We start from the raw sequence: 17,326 nt of genomic DNA on the forward strand, positions 1-17,326 counted from the left end.
GCATGGCATACGATCTCGAAGAACAGGAAAAGCTGGACGCCATCAAGGCGTGGTGGGCTCGATACGGCACGCTGGTCGTGACGCTGTTTGCGGTGGTGGCGCTGGCCTGGGGCGGTTGGTGGGGCTGGAAGGCCTATGAATCGCACCGTGCCAACCAGGCCATGGGCTACTTCGAAGCGCTGGAAGATGCGGCACGCCTGGGCGGCGCCGATTCGGCGGTGCGCATCAAGACGGCGGCCGCCACGCTGCGCGAGCAGTACCCAGCCACCGGCTATGCCGCGCGCGGCGCCCTGGTGGCGGCTCAGGCCCTGCAAGCCCAGAAGGACGAAGCCGGCGCGCGTGAGCAGCTGGAATGGCTGGCGGCGCAAGGCAAGAATCCGTCAATGCAGGCCGTGGCCCGTCTGCGTCTGGCCGGCATGCTGCTGGATCAAAAGCAGTTTGATGCAGCGCTTGCGCAATTGAACAATCCGCCGGCTGCCTTTGCCGCCTTGTTTGCTGACCGTCGTGGCGATATCCTCGCGGCGCAAGGCAAGCGCGATGAAGCGCGTGCGGCCTGGCAAAGCGCCATTGATGGCTTGGGCACGGCGAATCCGCTGACCCAGGTTGTGCAATTGAAACTGGATGCCCTGAGCGGAGCGTAACTGTAATGCGTAAATTTGCACCTGGTCGTACGTGGCGTGGCGCGGTCTGCCTGGCAAGCTTGCTTGCCCTGGGCGGCTGCGGTTTGTTCTCCCACGATGACGGCCGATACGATCCCGCCCCGCTGACCGAATACAAGGCCGGCATGTCCGTGCGCCAGATCTGGTCCACGTCGATCGGTAGCGGCTCGGGCCTTGGCTTTGCGCCCACGGTGCTGGGCACGGCCGTCTACGCCGCCACGCCGGATGGCTCGGTCGGCAAGTTCGACCTGCAAAGTGGCCGCCCGTTGTGGAAGGCCAAGACCGAAGGCAAGCTGTCCGCCGGTGCCGGCAGCGACGGCACCACGACCGCGGTCGCCTCGCCCGATGGCGACGTGATCGCGTTCGACGACACCGGCAAGGTCAAGTGGAAGGTCCGCGCGACCAGCGACGTCACGATCCCGCCGGTGGTGGGCTATGGCATTGTCGTCGTGCGCAGCGGCGACTACCGCATTCAGGCGTTCGACGCCAATAGCGGCGAACGCGTCTGGAACGTGCAACGCCCCGGTCCGTCGCTTGCCTTGCGCAGCGTGTCGCAAATGGTCCTGGCCGAAGGCCTGGTGATCACTGGCCTGCCTGGCGGCAAGCTGATGGCAATCGCGTCCGACAGCGGCAACGTGCAATGGGAAGGCACCGTGGCTACGCCGCGCGGCGCCAGCGACCTTGAACGCCTGACCGACGTCGTCGGCACGCCGCGTATCACGGGCAACCTGCTTTGCGCAGTCGCCTACCAAGGGCGTATCGTCTGCTTTGACGTGACCGCCGGCGGCCGTCCGTTGTGGGCCAAGGATTTCTCCAGCGTCAGCGGCATGACGCTGGATGACCGTTTTGCCTATTCGGCAGATCAAAATAGCGTTGTCAACGCGTTTGCGCTGGATAATGGCGGCAATGTGTGGAAGCAAGCGGCGCTGAAGAATCGCCAGCTGACCGCCCCGGCCATGCTGGGCGGCGCGCTTGCCGTGGGCGACCTGGAAGGTTATCTGCACTTTCTGTCGCGTAGTGATGGCAGCCTGATGGCCCGGCTGTCCGTGGGTGGAGGCGCCGTCGTTTCGCCGCCGCAAACCACCCCCCAAGGTGTGCTGGTCCAGACGGGCAATGGCAATCTCGTCATGATCGGCGCCAACTAAAAACCTATAGAACAAAGCCTTACACCGTGTCTTTCAAGCCTGTCGTTGCCCTGGTCGGTCGCCCCAATGTGGGGAAGTCGACCCTTTTCAACCGCCTGACGCGATCGCGCGCCGCGCTGGTGGCCGATTTTTCCGGCCTGACCCGCGACCGCCATTACGGTGAGGGCAGGGTAGGCGAGATCCCGTTCATCGCTATCGATACCGGTGGTTTCGAACCCGTCGCCAAGGACGGGATCCTGCTGGAGATGGCGCGCCAGACCCGGCAGGCCATCGCCGAGGCTGACGTCGTGGTGTTCCTGGTGGACGCTCGCGCCGGCCTGAACGCCCACGACCACCAGATCGCCCAACTGCTGCGCAAGTCTGGCCAGCAGCGCGTGCTGCTGGCGGTGAACAAGGCCGAAGGCATGGGCTTGGGCCCCGCCATTGCCGAATTCCACGAACTTGGCTTGGGCCAACCCTTTCCGATTTCGGCAGCGCACGGTGACGGCATCGTCGACCTGATCGAACTGGCCCTGAAGGACCTGGCCGAACCGCCGGCCGAAGACGAGGCGTTCGAAGAAGGCGAGGGCGAGCACGATCACCGCATCAAGCTGGCCATCGTCGGTCGTCCCAACGTGGGCAAGTCGACGCTTATCAATACGCTGATGGGCGAAGAGCGCGTCATTGCGTTCGACTTGCCCGGTACGACGCGCGACGCCATCGAGATCGACTTCGATCGCGATGGCCGCCGCTACACGCTGATCGACACGGCCGGCCTGCGCAAGCGCGGCAAGGTCTTTGAGGCTGTCGAGAAGTTCTCGGTCATCAAGACGTTGCAGGCCATCGAGGCCAGCAACGTCGTGTTGCTGATGCTGGACGCGCACACCGAAATTTCCGAGCAGGACGCCCACATTGCGGGCTTCGTGCTGGAAACGGGTCGTGCCGTGGTGGTCGCCATCAATAAATGGGACGGCCTGGACGGCGAGGAAAAGGAACGCATCGAACGCGAGTTTCAACGCAAGCTGCGGTTCCTGTCGTTCGCGCGCATGCATACCATCTCGGCGCTGCGTGGCCAGGGCATCAAGCCGTTGCTCAAGTCCATCAACTCGGCGCACGCCGCGGCGTTCGCCAAGCTGTCCACGCCGAAGCTGACGCGTGAGCTTCAGGCCGCTATCGAACAGCAACAGCCGCCGCGCAAGGGTATCTTCCGCCCCAAGATGCGCTACGCGCACCAAGGGGGGCAGAACCCGCCGCTGGTCGTCATTCACGGCAACGCGCTGGATGCCATCCCCGATTCGTATCGCCGCTATCTGGAAACGCGTTTCCGCAATGCGTTCGATCTGGCCGGCACGCCGCTGCGCATCGAATTCAAGTCGTCGCACAACCCCTACGCGCAGGAAAGCTGATCCATGAGCCGTTTCTGGAGTCCCGTGGTCGGGACGCTCAGTCCGTATGTCCCGGGCGAGCAGCCCAAGCTTCAGAACCTGGTCAAGCTGAATACCAACGAGCACCCGTACGGGCCGTCGCCCAAGGTGCTCGAGGCCATCCGCGCGGCCGCCGACGACACGCTAAAGCTGTATCCGGATCCGGCTTCGGACCGGCTGCGCCAGGCAATCGCGACCACCGTCGGCGTGCAAGCCGACCAGGTCTTCGTCGGCAATGGATCCGACGAGGTGCTGGCGCACGCATTTCTTGCGCTGCTCAAGCACGACAAGCCGCTGCGCTTTCCCGACATCACCTACAGCTTCTATCCGGTCTACTGCGGCTTGTACGGTATCGAGTACGAAACGGTGCCGCTGGCGGCGGACTTTTCCATCAATGTCGACGACTACCTGCCGGGTGCAAACGGGCAGGCAGGCGCCATCATCTTCCCCAATCCCAATGCGCCGACCGGCCGGGCGCTGGGCCTAGCCGATGTTGAACGCATCGTGGCCGGCAACCCGGAGTCGGTTGTGGTGGTGGACGAGGCCTATGTGGACTTCGGCGGGGAATCCGCGGTGGGCCTGGTGGCCCGCTATGACAACCTGCTGGTCGTGCAGACGCTGTCCAAGTCGCGCTCGCTGGCAGGGTTGCGCGTTGGTTTTGCCGTGGGCAGCGCCGAACTCATCGATGGCCTTGAGCGCGTAAAGAACAGTTTCAACTCCTACCCGATAGATCGCCTGGCGTCGGCCGGCGCAGTAGCGGCATTGGAGGATACAGAGTACTTTGACAAGACTCGCCAAGCCGTGATCGAAACCCGGTCGCGGATGACGGCGGGCTTGCAGGCGTTGGACTTTGACGTTTTGCCGTCGGCCGCGAATTTCGTGTTCGCGCGGCATTCTTCAAAAGACGCTGCGGGCCTGGCCGCCGCCTTGCGCGAGCGCAGCATCATCGTGCGTCATTTTCGTCATGCTCGCATCGATCAGTTTTTGCGCATCACTGTGGGCACTGACGAGCAGGTCAACCTGCTTTTGAAGGCGCTTGAAGAGGTCCTGAAAGCGTGATCTTCAGGGGCATTTCAGCTTGAAATTTCTGGTGTCACTTTTGCTTCCTGGCCAAGTAGCACGGGCCGGGAAAACCCTGTAGAGTACATGTTTCGGTGTGCTCCACCAGCACAAGAAAGCACATCATCACTCAATAACAAACAAATGGAGCCTGGCCAATGAGCAATAAAGGGCAAACTCTGCAAGATCCGTTTCTGAACACGCTGCGCAAGGATCATGTGCCCGTGTCGATCTACTTGGTAAACGGCATCAAGCTTCAAGGGCAAATCGAATCTTTTGATCAGTACGTGGTGCTGCTGCGCAATACGGTTACGCAAATGGTTTACAAGCATGCCATTTCCACCGTCGTTCCCGCGCGCGCCGTCAACTTTCAGGTGGAAGTCCCTGCTGAATAATCTCGCTCCAGCTGTACCTTTTTTTGCCCGCCTGACGGTTGACGTCGGCGGGCATTTTCGCTTTGGCTCCAATATGGTGCATGTATGCGCGCTCTGATTATCAGCGTGGATCTGGGTGACCCGGACCACGCTGCCCACGCCGAAGAATTCACCATGCTGGCCAAGGGTGCGGGCGCGGAAGTCGTCGGTACGCTGACTGCTCGGCGCGATCGCCCCGACGCCAAGTTCTTCATCGGCTCGGGCAAAGCGGACGAAGCCGTGGCGATGGCGCAAGCCTTGCTGGCTGATATCGTTCTTTTCGACCAACCTTTGTCGCCAGCTCAGCAACGCAACCTTGAACGCGCTTTCAATCTGCGTGTGGTGGATCGCGTGGCCCTCATTCTGGACATTTTCGCGCTGCGCGCAAAAAGCCACGAAGGCAAATTGCAGGTCGAGTTGGCGCAGTTGCAGCATCTGGCCACGCGGTTGACCCGCATGTGGAGCCACCTGGAGCGTCAACGCGGCGGTATCGGGATGCGCGGTCCGGGCGAATCGCAGCTTGAAATGGATCGCCGCATGATCGGCGCCAAGGTCAAGACGCTGCGCGAGCGGCTCGATCGTGTCGAGCGCCAGCGGGTGACGCAACGGCGCGCCCGGGCCAGGGGCGGTGCGCTGTCGGTGTCGCTGGTGGGGTACACCAACGCCGGCAAGTCCACGCTGTTCAATGCGCTGACGCGTGCTGACAGCTACGCCGCCGACCAGCTGTTCGCCACGCTGGACACGACCACGCGTCGTATCTGGATCGATGGAGCCGGCTCGGTGGTGGTGTCAGACACCGTCGGGTTCATCCGCGACCTGCCTCACGGCCTGATCGCCGCGTTCCGCGCAACACTCGAAGAGACTGTTCACGCCGATCTGCTGCTGCATGTGGTCGACGCCGCCAGCCCGCAGCGCGACGAACAGATATTTGAAGTCAACAAGGTTCTTGCCGAAATCGGAGCCTCCGCAATTCCGACCATTCTGGTATACAACAAGATTGACCGGGCGGGTTTGGAACCCCGGGTGGAGCGCGATGCACATGGTACGATTGCGCGAGTATTTGTAAGCGCCACCGAGCGCGCCGGTCTGGATGCGTTGCGCGGGGCAATTGCGGAGACCGGACAGATTGTGGGAAACAATGCCGCGAATTATCAAACTCTTCAATCTGAATGACCCCGGTTGGGGTCGTGGGAACAACAATGGCTCCGAGCCGCCGCCGAAGCGGCCTCAAGGCAATGGAGACGGCCCACCTGACCTGGACGAAGTCTGGCGCGATTTCAATAATCGCATCGGCTCCTTGTTCGGTCGCAAGGGCGGTGGCGGTGGCAACAACCGCCCCGGTAACCGAGGCGGCATGACGCCGCCATCGCCGCGCGGTACGCGCATCGGCCTGGGCGTCATCGCCCTGGTCGCGGCGGGTATCTGGCTGGCCAGTGGCTTCTACATCGTGCAAGAAGGCCAGGTCGCGGTTGTGACCCAGTTCGGCAAGTACAAGAGCACGTCGCAAGCTGGCTTCCAGTGGCGCTTGCCGTACCCCATTCAAAGCCAGGAAATCGTCAACGTGTCGCAACTGCGCACGTTCGAAGTCGGTTTCCGTGGCGGTTCGCGCAATAAGGTCCTGCCTGAAGCGCTGATGCTCACGACGGACGAGAACATCGTCGATATGCAGTTCGTCGTGCAATACCGCCTGCGTGCCGACGGTGGCCCTGACTATCTCTTCAAGACGCGCGACCCGGACGAATCCGTCCGCCAGGCCTCTGAAACGGCGATGCGCGAAGTCGTGGGCAAGCAGTCGATGGACTTCGTCCTGTACGAAGGCCGTACCGCTGTCGCCACGCAAGTGCAGGCCTTGATGCAGCAAATCCTGGATCGCTATCAAAGCGGTGTGCAGGTCAGCACCGTTGCCATCCAGAACGTGCAGCCGCCCGAACAGGTGCAAGCCGCCTTCGACGACGCCGTCAAGGCTGGTCAAGACCGCGAACGCCAGATCAACGAAGGCCAGGCCTACGCCAACCAGGTCGTGCCATTGGCCAGCGGCCAGGCATCGCGCATGACCGAGCAGGCTGAGGGCTACAAGGCCAAGGTGGTGGGCGATGCGCAGGGTAATAGCTCGCGCTTCACCAGCATCCTGGGCGAATACGAAAAGGCGCCGCAAGTCATGCGCCAGCGTATGTACCTGGAAAGCATGCAAGACATCTTCACGCGCGCCAGCAAGGTTATGGTCGACACCAAGAGCAACAACAACATGTTGTATTTGCCTTTGGACAAAATCATGCATCTGGCTGCCCAGGACGCCAGCAAGTCCAGCGTCGGCAACCCGGGTTCGCCTGCGTTGATCAGCCCGCCAGTCCAACCGCCGTTGCGTAGCAACGCGGCGCCGGCGCCCCAGTCTTCCGGCAGCAGCAATAGCAACACGCTGCCCCGCGACCGCACGTCGCGCTAACCCGGAGGATTTCTGATCATGCAACGTTTTATGCCCATCCTGGTCGGCCTGCTTATCGTGCTGGCTGCCCTGTCGTCATGCGTCTTCGTCGTGCGCGAGCGCGACTACGCCCTGGTGTTCTCACTGGGTGAAGTGCGCAAGACCATTAATGAACCCGGCCTGTACTTCAAGGCGCCGCCGCCGTTCCAGAACGTGGTGACGCTGGACAAGCGCATTCTGACCATCGAAACCAACGAAGCCGAACGCATCCAGACTTCTGAAAAGAAGAACCTGCTGATCGATTCCTACGTGAAATGGCGTATTGCGGACCCCCGCCAATACTACGTTTCGACGGGTGGCAACGAGCGCGTCGCACAAGAGCGCCTGCAAGCGCTGATCCGCGACGCCTTGAACGCTTCGGTCAACGTGCGTACCGTGCGTGACGTGGTTTCGACCGAACGCGACAAGATCATGGCCGAGATCCTGACCAACGTGGCTAAGCGCGCCGAGCCCCTGGGCGTGCAAATCGTCGACGTGCGTCTGCGCCGCATTGAATTCGCGCCCGAGATTTCGGAATCGGTGTACCGCCGCATGGAAGCGGAGCGTACGCGCGTCGCCAACGAGCTGCGTTCCATTGGTGCCGCCGAGGGCGAGAAGATCCGCGCCGAAGCGGATCGCCAGCGCGAAGTGATTGTGGCTCAGGCTTACGCCACGGCGCAGGGCATCATGGGTGAAGGCGACGCTGCCGCCGCTTCGATCTATGCCCAGGCTTACGGCAAGAATCCGCAGTTCTACACGTACTACAAGAGCTTGGAGGCTTACCGCGCTTCGTTCTCGAAGCCGGGCGACGTGCTGGTGGTCGACCCCAGCTCCAGCTTCTTCCAGTTCATGAAGGACCCGGCGGGCGAAGCATTGGCGCCGGTCACCGTGCCCGCCAAGTAAGTCGCCACGCGCCTTGCACACTGAAAACCCCTTGGAAGTCCAAGGGGTTTTTTATTGCTGCAAGAGACCTTGAGGGCTGGGCTGCGGCGCTTGTTCGAACAAGCGGGGACGGCTCTTTCGGCCCTGATAATCCCGGCTGGCGCTGCCGGCCGACTCATGTACAATACCGCGTAAGCTAGAAAACATTCCGCAGCGGCTGAGCGGGCTTACGCCCCCTCAGCCGCTTTTTCGTTTGGGCGACGCCCACGCATCACTTGGCGTTATTCAGGTAAACATTCATGGGTAACTGGTTGCTGCCCGAGAGCCTTGCCGACGTACTTCCGGCAGAGGCCCGGCGCATCGAGGAATTGCGCCGCGAACTTCTCGATTTGTACCGTACATACGGCTTCGAGCTGGTCGCGCCGCCCCTGGTCGAATACATCGATTCATTGCTGTCCGGCACCGGTAGCGATCTGGATCTGCGCACGTGCAAGCTGGTTGACCAGCTGACGGGTCGCACGCTGGGTGTACGGGCCGACATGACTCCTCAGGTCACGCGCATTGATGCGCACTTGTTGAACCGTGCCGGCGTGACGCGCCTGTGCTATTGCGGCAACGTGCTGCACGCTCGCCCGGCGGACCTTCTGTCCAGCCGCGAGCTTCTGCAGATCGGCGCCGAGATTTACGGCCATGCTGGGTTTGAAGCCGATCTGGAAATTATCCAGCTCGTGTTGGAAACGGTGGCAATCGCCGGCGTGCGCAATCCCCGTCTGGACTTGTGCCATCCGGGTGTGGTGCGCGCCATCGTCGAATCCGATCCTGCCGCCGTCGCTTTGGCCGAAGATGTCATCCGTCTGCTGCGCGAGAAAGACGTGCCAGGGCTGGGTGAACTGGCCGAAAAGGCGCCCGGCATGCGCGAAGAAACGCTGAATGCGCTGAAGTTGCTGCCAAATTTGTATGGTGGCCCCGAAGTGCTGAAGAACGCACGTCGTGACTTGCCTTTGTTGCCTGGCGTGGCGGCGGCGTTGGATGCGCTGCAGGCTCTGGTGGATGCGATGCCCAACGTGGCATTCGGCGTCGACCTGGCTGATGTGGGCGGCTATGGCTACCACTCCGGCGTCAAGTTCGCGCTGTACGCCGAAGGGTGGCACGACGCGCTGGTCAGCGGCGGACGCTATGACGATGTCAGCCGAGCATTCGGCCGCGCCCGTCCCGCCACGGGCTTCAGTCTGGATTTACGCAAACTGGCGGCGGGTTTGCCGCCAGCAGAGCGGGCGCGTGCGGTTCGCGCGCCCTGGGGGCAGGCCCCCGCCTTGACCGAGGCGGTTCGCCGTCTGCGCCGGTCAGGGGAAATTGTCGTTCAGGTATTGCCCGGTCACGAGCAGGATCAGGACGAATTCGTTTGCGATCGCGAGCTGGCGCTGCAAGATGGTGCCTGGACGGTCAGAACGCTGTGACTAACTCCCTCTTGGAAACGAGAGGGCCGCGGGGAGATTTCCGGATTTCCCGAGAAACTCGATATTGATTCGTAACATGAGCAAGAACGTAGTCGTAATCGGCACCCAATGGGGTGACGAGGGCAAAGGCAAGATCGTCGATTGGCTGGCGGAATCCGTCCAAGGCGTGGTCCGCTTCCAAGGCGGTCACAACGCCGGCCATACGCTGTGGATCAACGGCAAGAAGACGATTCTTCGCCTGATCCCGTCGGGCATCATGCATCCCGGTGTCACCTGCTTTATCGGCAATGGCGTCGTGCTGTCCCCGGAAGCCCTGCTCAAGGAAATCGAAGAGCTGGAAGCCGCCGGTCTGGATGTGCGCTCGCGCCTGCAGATTTCCGAAATCTGCCCGCTGATCCTTCCTTATCACGTGGCCATCGACAAGGCGCGCGAAGCGCGCAAGGGCGAAGGCAAGATCGGTACGACCGGTCGTGGCATCGGTCCGGCGTACGAGGACAAGGTTGCCCGCCGCGCGCTGCGCGTGCAGGATCTGTTCAACCCGTCGCTGTTTGACGAGAAGCTGGCCGAAGTCCTGGATTACCACAACTTCGTGTTGACCAAGTACCTGGGCGCCGAAGCGGTTTCCGCTGATGAAGTGCGCGATCAGGCCATGGCCCTGGCTCCGGCCATTGCTCCCATGGTCAAGGACGTGTCCAGCAACCTGTATGCCATGCAGCAGGAAGGCAAGCGCATCCTGTTCGAGGGCGCGCAAGGCGCGTTGCTGGACGTCGACCACGGTACGTACCCCTTCGTCACCAGCAGCAATTGCGTGGCTGGCGCGGCGTCGGCGGGTGCGGGTGTGGGTCCGCAGCAGCTGGATTACGTGTTGGGCATCACCAAGGCCTACACCACCCGTGTGGGTTCGGGCCCGTTCCCCACGGAACTGGTCGACGAAATCGGCACGCGTCTGGCAACCATCGGCAAGGAATTCGGATCGGTCACCGGCCGTCCGCGTCGTTGCGGCTGGTTCGACGGTGCTGCGCTGAAGCGCTCGGTTCGCCTGAATGGCATTTCCGGCCTGTGCATCACCAAGCTGGACGTGCTGGATGGCCTGGAAACGATCCAACTGGGCGTCGGCTACCGCGTCAACGGTGAATTCCGTGATGTGCTGCCTTACGGCGCGCACGCCGTTGCGCAAGCGCAGCCGGTGCTGGAAGAATTGCCGGGCTGGTCCGAGTCCACCGTTGGCATCACCGAGTACGACAAGCTGCCCGCCGCGGCCCGTCGCTACCTGGAGCGCGTTGCCGAAGTTTGCGGCGTGCCGATCGACCTCGTGTCGACCGGTCCGGATCGCAATGAAACCATTGTCCTGCGTCATCCCCTGAAGGGCTGATCGGGTTAATATTCCAAAGGCCGCCGCCGGTCTCATACCGGCGGCGGCCTTTTCGTATTTTTAAGCAGGAGATGCTTACCTATGAGCGCACCGACCAATGATGAGAGCCATCTGTGGGTGACGTGGGACGATTACAACCGGCTGATCGAGCGCCTGACCTTGCAGGTGCACCAGTCGGGATGGAAGTTCGACAAGATTCTTTGCCTGGCGCGCGGCGGTATGCGCGTGGGCGACGTTATGTCCCGTATTTTTGATGTCCCGCTGGGCATTCTGGCCACCAGCAGCTATCGCGAAGCCGCCGGCACCAAGCAGGGCGACATGGACATCGCGCAGTTCATCACCATCACGCGCGGCACATTGTCCGGGCGGGTGTTGCTGGTGGACGACATGGTCGACACCGGCAAGACGTTCAGCAAGGTCTACGACCATCTGAAGAGCCAATTCGCCGACATCACGGAATTGCGCAGCGCCGTCCTCTGGTGGAAAGGGCATTCCCAGGCCACGCCCGACTATTACGTCGAGAAGCTGCCGACGAACCCCTGGATTCACCAGCCGTTCGAGGATTACGACAGCCTGCGACCACATCAGCTGGAAGCGTGGATCCGCAAGGGTTACAAGAGCTGAGCTCGGTCGGTCTGAAGTCCAAGGCAGGAAAGGAGGGATGCATGTATGCGTCAAGCGTCCCTCCTAGTAGTCAAAGCGGGCATGACCATGCTAGAATCGCTGGTTATCGCTAAACCGAACTTGGCTTGTTACTCTTTGGGTAGTCTTTGGGTAACGGAAACAGCCAGCGGAAATCCGAGAAATACGTAAAAAAACGGGCAAGAGTGGGTACGCATCAGTACTGCTAAAGCAGCGCTGCATGTTTTCCCGCTACGTCGTTTTTCGAGAACTTGGGTTGCGCTTTCAAGGTTCCTCGTTCCGCGGTTATTGGTTACCGCGGACCTGGACCCGCGCAGCGTTGCTGGTAAGCAAGCCAGGTTTGTCATCAACTTTTGTTACCCTACAAGCAGGCCAATCACTTTATGCCTATCGTTCGACTGAAGGAAAACGAACCGTTTGAAGCCGCTCTGCGCCGCTTCAAGCGCACCATCGAAAAGACCGGTTTGCTCACCGAGCTGCGTTCGCGCGAGTTCTATGAGAAGCCCACGGCCGAGCGCAAGCGCAAGCACGCCGCCGCCGTGAAGCGCCACTACAAGCGCATTCGTAGCCAACAACTGCCCCCGCGCCTGTATTGATTTTTGATTCCCGAATCTATTGATTCCAGAATCATTCATCCAGGATCTACTCGCCCGAGTCGACGTCGTCGACGTAGTCGGGCGATATGTGCAGTTGCGAAAGGGTGGGGCCAACTTGCTTGGCCTGTGCCCCTTTCATAACGAAAAAAGTCCGTCTTTCACTGTCAGCCCCACCAAGCAGTTTTATCACTGCTTCGGCTGTGGAGCCCATGGCAGCGCCATCACATTCCTGATGGAACATACGGGTACCAGTTTCCCCGAAGCCGTGCGCACGCTCGCGGCTTCGGCGGGAATGACGGTCCCGGAAGAAAATCGCAGTCCACGTCAGCAGCAGGAAACCGCGCGCCGCAAGGCCGAGGAGTCCCGCCATACGCAGGTGCTGGATGCCGCCCAGGCGCACTACCTGAAACAGTTGCGTGCCTCTCCGGCCGCCATCCGCTACCTGAAGCAGCGTGGCCTGACGGGCGAAATTGCCGCGCATTTCGGCTTGGGGTGGTCGGGAACCGACCGGCACGGCCTTGCGCAGGTCTTTCCCAATTACGACGACCCCACGCTCGTGGAGTCGGGGCTTGTCATCGAATCCGAAGATGGGCGCCGTTATGACCGCTTTCGCGAGCGCGTCATGTTTCCGATTCGCAACGCGCGAGGCAGTCTGATCGGGTTTGGCGGTCGCATCATCGGCAAAGGCGAACCCAAGTACCTGAATTCTCCCGAGACGCCGCTTTTCTCGAAGGGCCATGAGTTGTACGGCCTGTGGGAGGCGCGCCAAGCCATCCGCCAGGAAGGCCAGGTGATCGTGGTCGAAGGTTACATGGACGTGGTCGGGCTGGCGCAGCAAGGGATCGCCAACGCGGTCGCGACGTTAGGCACGGCAACGACGCCGGACCACGTCAAGAAGCTGCTGCGCGCCAGCGACAAGGTGATATTCAGTTTTGACGGTGACGGCGCCGGTCGGCGTGCCGCATGGCGCGCGCTGCAAGCCTGTCTGCCCGTTCTGCGCGACGATATCGCGATCCGTTTCCTGTTCTTGCCGTCCGAGCACGATCCGGATTCGTACGTGCGGGAGCTGGGCGCTGAAGCATTCCGCGCATGCCTGGGCGACGCTGTTGCCCTGTCCCGATTTTTGCTGGACGAATTGGCCTCGCGCCACAACATGAATGAAGCGGAAGGCCGCGCCAGTTGCCTGCACGAGGCCAAGCCTTTGCTGGCAGCGATTCCGGAATGCGCGTTGCGCGTCCAGATCGAGCGCGAAATGGCCAAGCTTGTGCAACTGACGCCCGAGGAAATGTCGCAGATCCTGGCGCAGCAGCCGGCCAAACCTTTTGCCCCGCCTGGCGCGGCGAAAGCCAGCGCAGGCGAGGCCGGTGCACCGTCAGGACATTCGGGTTCGGATCAGGACGGCGGTCACTCCGATATGGGGTATGACTTTGCCGGCCATGATTTCCACGATATTCCCGCCGAAGAGCCCGATTTTGCCGATTACGGGCATTTTCCGTCGGCGGGTGGGGATGCGGCGGCGGGCTCCGGCCAACGATCCGGCGGGAAGCCCGAATGGAAGAGCAAAGGCGATTGGAAAGGCAAAAGCGACTGGAAGGGCGGCAAGGGCAACTGGAAAGGGCGCCGGGACAATGATGTCGGCGGCTTTGAGGGGCGCCGCACCATGCCGTCCCTGGCCAAGCGTCTGCTGGGGCTTTTGCTGGCTCACCCCGAACTTGTCGACTCGATGGGCGATCAGCAGCTTGAAGTCATCGATCATGGCCCCCATCTAGGTTTGGTACGGGACTTGATCATGCTGGCTCAGTCCAGCGGCGCGCGCCATGTCGGCGCCCTGTTGGAGGCAGCCGAGCCCGATTCGGACCTGGCAACGGTCCTAAAGGGGCTGCGCGCGGACATCCTGTCTCAGGAAGATTTGCCGGATCCGCAAACCGAGTGGGATGACGCCTTGCGGCGCATTGAATTTGATTCAGCGAAGCTTGAAATGGCCAAACTGGCGGCGACGGGTCTGTCTACCGAGGAAGCTCGGAAGCGCTATCTGGAGCTGTCCAGCCGATTGGCGGTGTTGAAAGGTGCTGGGATACGGTAAATGCGCTAAAATCGAAGGTTGTCCGCTGGCAAGGGCCATGCGAAGCTGTGTAGTTCCGAGAGTGGTGCGACCATCGAGCATAGTCTTGGAGACTATAGCCTTGGAGCATATAGCCTTGAAGCATAGCCTTCCGACCGTAGCCTTGCATTTTATGCATCGATGTTTGCAGCGCAAAGATTCCTGAAATATTTCTGAATCCTAAGACGACTTGGCCCGAGAGCGCTCGTGCTGAAGGATGCGTCCAAGCCGGCGGAATCAATTTCGGCTAGATGAATCTAATAGATTTTCGCCGTCTTTGCTTGAAGCGGTTTGGCAGGAAGTAAGGCCGGCAGGACGGTGCAGGCACGACGGCATCGCAAGCGTGCATGAATGTGCAGTGCAAGACGTAGTGATGAATCGTAGTGATGAAGATTGATGCGAAAGCAGTATTGAGAAAGACCGAAGTACAGCAAAGGTACTTGTTTTAAGTGATTTTATGGCCGACGGCTGGAGCCGAAGGCTGAGCGGTGAATCAGGCAGTTCAGCGGTGAGCATTTTTGCGTAGCGTTAGTGGTCTGGGTGCTGTGTCTACATAGCTGCTAGGGGCAACCGTCCCCATAAGCAAGCAAAGCCTATTTATAGGCAGGCAGCCCCCCCGACGCCCGGAATCCGCCGCAGGATGAGGTTATGCACGCTAAGCGCCCGAACGGTATTGCACCGGCAAGGCGCCAAGCGGGCTCGCAAGAGCTGGCGCTGCGAACAACGCAGCCGCGTGATCTTGGCCGGTTTATCTGTTTTACCCGTATCTGCGTCGCGCTGGGCCACCGTCCAGGGTGAACCAGCGCGGTGCAACATGCCCAAACGGGTTGCGACGACCACGGAAGCGACTATGACCAAATCCACCGGCAAATCCTCCTCTGCAATTGATGCGGCTGAAACTCAGGCCCCCGCGGCCAAGCGTGCCGTAAGCATGGCGGCGGAAAAAGCGCCCGCCAAGACGGCGGTGAAGGTCGCCAAGCCTGCCGCCAAGACGGCTGCCAAAAAGGCAACCAAGACGGCCGCGGCTGACAAGCCCGAAAAAGTGACCAAGGCTCGCGCCAAGAAGGCTGAGGACAAACTCGCCGACTTGGTCGGCGGCAGCGCGCCTCGTTCGGGTCCGGTACCCAGCGGCCGCCGCCCGGGCCGCCCCGCCAAGAACGCCAATAACGACGGCGATGGTTTCGACGACACGATGGACGGCGAAGGCGAAGTGCTGCCTGACCTGAAGCCGCCCAAGCGCGGCGGCAAGCGCGGCAAGGCAGATCCCAAGGATCTGATCGCGCGCGGCCCTGTCACGCCTGAAGAATACGAAGCTCGCCGCAACCGTCTGAAGCAGCTCATCAAGCTGGGCAAAGACCGCGGCTACCTGACATACGGCGAAATCAACGACCATCTGCCTGACGACCTGGTCGACGCCGAAGCCATTGACGGCATCATCAGCACGTTCAGCGACATGGGTATCGCGGTCTACGACCAGGCCCCCGACGCCGAAACGCTGTTGATGAGCGAGAACGCCCCGGTTGCGTCCAACGACGACGATGTCGAAGACGAAGCCGAAGCCGCGCTCACCACCGTGGATTCCGACTTTGGCCGGACCACCGATCCCGTGCGTATGTACATGCGCGAAATGGGCTCGGTTGAACTGCTGACGCGCGAAGGCGAAATCGAAATCGCCAAGCGTATCGAAGACGGCTTGAAGCACATGGTCATGGCCATTTCGGCCTGCCCGACCACGATCAACGAAATCCTGGCCCACATCCTGCGCGTGCGGGAAGGCCAGGCGCAGATCGACGAAGTTGTCGACGGCCTGGTTGATCCGGAAGACGGCGAAGAATACGCCGGCGCCGGTGTGACCGCTGACGAAGACGAAAGCGATGACGGCCCCGCGGGCGGGATGTCCAGCAAGCAGCTGGAAGACCTGCGCGTGAAGGCGTTGGCCAAGTTCGACGAAGTGGGCAAGCAGTTCGACAAGATGCGCCTGTCGTACGAGAAAGACGGCTACAAGTCGGACATCTACGTGCGCGCGCAGGAATCCATCCAGAACGAACTGATGGGCATCCGCTTCACCGCGAAGATGGTCGAGAAGCTGGCTGACACGTTGCGCAACCAAGTGGAAGAAGTACGCCAGCTTGAACGCGCCGTCCTGCACACGTGTGTGGACCGTGCCGGCATGCCGCGCACGCACTTCATCAAGGTCTTCCCGGGCAATGAAACCAACCTGCAATGGGTCGTTGACGAAGTCAGCGCCGGCCACCCTTACGCCGAAACGCTGGAACGTCAGATTCCCGCGGTGCAGGAACTGCAGCAAAAGCTGATCGACCTGCAAACGCGTGTCGTGCTGCCGCTGAAGGACCTGAAAGACGTCAACAAGCGCATGGCCACGGGCGAAGCCAAGGCTCGCAAGGCCAAGCGCGAAATGACCGAGGCCAACCTGCGTCTGGTGATCTCGATTGCCAAGAAGTACACGAACCGTGGCCTGCAATTCCTGGATCTGATTCAGGAAGGCAACATCGGCTTGATGAAGGCCGTGGACAAGTTCGAGTACCGTCGCGGCTACAAGTTTTCGACGTACGCCACGTGGTGGATTCGTCAAGCCATCACGCGTTCCATCGCTGACCAGGCGCGCACCATCCGTATTCCGGTTCACATGATCGAAACGATCAACAAGATGAATCGGATCAGCCGTCAGATTCTGCAGGAAACCGGTGCTGAGCCGGATCCCGCGACCCTGGCGCAAAAGATGGACATGCCCGAGGACAAGATCCGCAAGATCCTCAAGATCGCTAAAGAACCGATCTCGATGGAAACGCCGATCGGCGACGACGATGATTCGCACTTGGGCGACTTCATCGAAGACACCTCGACGCTGGCGCCTTCGGACGCGGCTTTGCATGGTTCCATGCGTGATGTGGTCAAGGAAGTGCTAGACTCTCTGACCCCGCGTGAAGCCAAGGTTCTGCGTATGCGTTTCGGTATCGAAATGAGCACCGACCAGACCCTGGAAGAAGTGGGTAAGCAGTTCGACGTGACTCGCGAGCGCATCCGCCAAATAGAGGCTAAAGCGCTGCGCAAGCTGCGTCACCCCAGCCGCGCCGATAAGCTGAAAAGCTTCCTCGAAGGGCAGTAATCGTTTCCT

General features: G+C 61.1%; 14 protein-coding genes. All 14 read left to right on the forward strand.

Translation table 11 applies throughout. The annotated features are described in order from the left end of the window. Positions 1-2: 2 nt before the first annotated feature. The 14 genes from KYT87_RS09130 to rpoD all read left to right on the forward strand — a co-directional run bounded on the left by KYT87_RS09130 (position 3) and on the right by rpoD (position 17,317). Positions 3-641: a tetratricopeptide repeat protein gene (locus KYT87_RS09130; protein ID WP_046803682.1), complete on the forward strand. Its 639-nt coding sequence runs from the start codon at positions 3-5 to the stop codon at positions 639-641. 5 nt (positions 642-646) lie between these two features. After that, positions 647-1,804: an outer membrane protein assembly factor BamB gene (bamB, locus tag KYT87_RS09135; protein WP_046803681.1), complete on the forward strand. Its 1,158-nt coding sequence runs from the start codon at positions 647-649 to the stop codon at positions 1,802-1,804. Positions 1,805-1,830: 26 nt separating this feature from the next. Beyond that, a complete protein-coding gene (gene der / locus KYT87_RS09140) occupies positions 1,831-3,189 on the forward strand; it encodes a ribosome biogenesis GTPase Der (protein ID WP_046803680.1) in 1,359 nt (452 codons plus the stop codon). Positions 3,190-3,192: 3 nt separating this feature from the next. Continuing rightward, positions 3,193-4,266, forward strand: a complete 1,074-nt coding sequence (hisC, locus tag KYT87_RS09145; protein WP_219992045.1) for a histidinol-phosphate transaminase — start codon at positions 3,193-3,195, stop codon at positions 4,264-4,266. Between the two features lie 158 nt (positions 4,267-4,424). Beyond that, complete coding sequence (gene hfq / locus KYT87_RS09150; protein WP_006218585.1) at positions 4,425-4,661, forward strand: RNA chaperone Hfq; 237 nt, start codon at positions 4,425-4,427, stop codon at positions 4,659-4,661. A gap of 84 nt (positions 4,662-4,745) precedes the next feature. Next, positions 4,746-5,852 (forward strand): GTPase HflX, encoded by a 1,107-nt coding sequence (gene hflX, locus KYT87_RS09155; RefSeq protein WP_046803678.1) that lies wholly within the window; start codon positions 4,746-4,748, stop codon positions 5,850-5,852. Then, positions 5,818-7,122, forward strand: coding sequence for an FtsH protease activity modulator HflK (gene hflK / locus KYT87_RS09160; RefSeq protein WP_046803677.1), 1,305 nt, complete (start codon positions 5,818-5,820; stop codon positions 7,120-7,122). The genes hflX and hflK overlap by 35 nt, the downstream gene beginning before the upstream one ends. A gap of 18 nt (positions 7,123-7,140) precedes the next feature. Beyond that, a complete protein-coding gene (hflC, locus tag KYT87_RS09165) occupies positions 7,141-8,043 on the forward strand; it encodes a protease modulator HflC (protein WP_046803676.1) in 903 nt (300 codons plus the stop codon). Positions 8,044-8,321: 278 nt separating this feature from the next. Continuing rightward, positions 8,322-9,479 (forward strand): ATP phosphoribosyltransferase regulatory subunit, encoded by a 1,158-nt coding sequence (locus KYT87_RS09170; protein WP_046803675.1) that lies wholly within the window; start codon positions 8,322-8,324, stop codon positions 9,477-9,479. A 76-nt stretch (positions 9,480-9,555) separates the two neighbouring features. Next, positions 9,556-10,851: an adenylosuccinate synthase gene (locus KYT87_RS09175; protein WP_162941177.1), complete on the forward strand. Its 1,296-nt coding sequence runs from the start codon at positions 9,556-9,558 to the stop codon at positions 10,849-10,851. 81 nt (positions 10,852-10,932) lie between these two features. Continuing rightward, a complete protein-coding gene (locus tag KYT87_RS09180; protein ID WP_046803673.1) occupies positions 10,933-11,475 on the forward strand; it encodes a phosphoribosyltransferase in 543 nt (180 codons plus the stop codon). 401 nt (positions 11,476-11,876) lie between these two features. Continuing rightward, on the forward strand, positions 11,877-12,089 hold the full coding sequence (gene rpsU / locus KYT87_RS09185) for a 30S ribosomal protein S21 (protein WP_006218592.1): 213 nt from the start codon (positions 11,877-11,879) through the stop codon (positions 12,087-12,089). Between the two features lie 19 nt (positions 12,090-12,108). Next, positions 12,109-14,172 carry a DNA primase gene (gene dnaG / locus KYT87_RS09190; RefSeq protein ID WP_104145705.1) on the forward strand — a complete coding sequence of 688 codons (2,064 nt, stop codon included), beginning with the start codon at positions 12,109-12,111 and terminating at the stop codon, positions 14,170-14,172. 868 nt (positions 14,173-15,040) lie between these two features. Further along, the gene (gene rpoD, locus KYT87_RS09195; protein WP_046803671.1) at positions 15,041-17,317 is read left to right on the forward strand and encodes an RNA polymerase sigma factor RpoD; all 2,277 of its coding nucleotides are present in this window, start codon (positions 15,041-15,043) and stop codon (positions 17,315-17,317) included. The last annotated feature ends 9 nt before the right edge of the window (positions 17,318-17,326 follow it).

The organism is Achromobacter sp. ES-001 (assembly GCF_019448355.1).
GTDB classification, from domain to species: domain Bacteria; phylum Pseudomonadota; class Gammaproteobacteria; order Burkholderiales; family Burkholderiaceae_B; genus Achromobacter; species Achromobacter spanius_B.

Bases quoted from the DNA above. Each gene is read 5' to 3' on its own strand.
- hflK (WP_046803677.1), top strand. From the start codon at position 5,818: ATGCCGCGAATTATCAAACTCTTCAATCTGAATGACCCCGGTTGGGGT.
- hisC (WP_219992045.1), top strand. From the start codon at position 3,193: ATGAGCCGTTTCTGGAGTCCCGTGGTCGGGACGCTCAGTCCGTATGTC.
- bamB (WP_046803681.1), top strand. From the start codon at position 647: ATGCGTAAATTTGCACCTGGTCGTACGTGGCGTGGCGCGGTCTGCCTG.
- rpsU (WP_006218592.1), top strand. From the start codon at position 11,877: ATGCCTATCGTTCGACTGAAGGAAAACGAACCGTTTGAAGCCGCTCTG.
- rpoD (WP_046803671.1), top strand. From the start codon at position 15,041: ATGACCAAATCCACCGGCAAATCCTCCTCTGCAATTGATGCGGCTGAA.
- KYT87_RS09175 (WP_162941177.1), top strand. From the start codon at position 9,556: ATGAGCAAGAACGTAGTCGTAATCGGCACCCAATGGGGTGACGAGGGC.
- hflX (WP_046803678.1), top strand. From the start codon at position 4,746: ATGCGCGCTCTGATTATCAGCGTGGATCTGGGTGACCCGGACCACGCT.
- KYT87_RS09170 (WP_046803675.1), top strand. From the start codon at position 8,322: ATGGGTAACTGGTTGCTGCCCGAGAGCCTTGCCGACGTACTTCCGGCA.
- hflC (WP_046803676.1), top strand. From the start codon at position 7,141: ATGCAACGTTTTATGCCCATCCTGGTCGGCCTGCTTATCGTGCTGGCT.
- hfq (WP_006218585.1), top strand. From the start codon at position 4,425: ATGAGCAATAAAGGGCAAACTCTGCAAGATCCGTTTCTGAACACGCTG.
- KYT87_RS09180 (WP_046803673.1), top strand. From the start codon at position 10,933: ATGAGCGCACCGACCAATGATGAGAGCCATCTGTGGGTGACGTGGGAC.
- KYT87_RS09130 (WP_046803682.1), top strand. From the start codon at position 3: ATGGCATACGATCTCGAAGAACAGGAAAAGCTGGACGCCATCAAGGCG.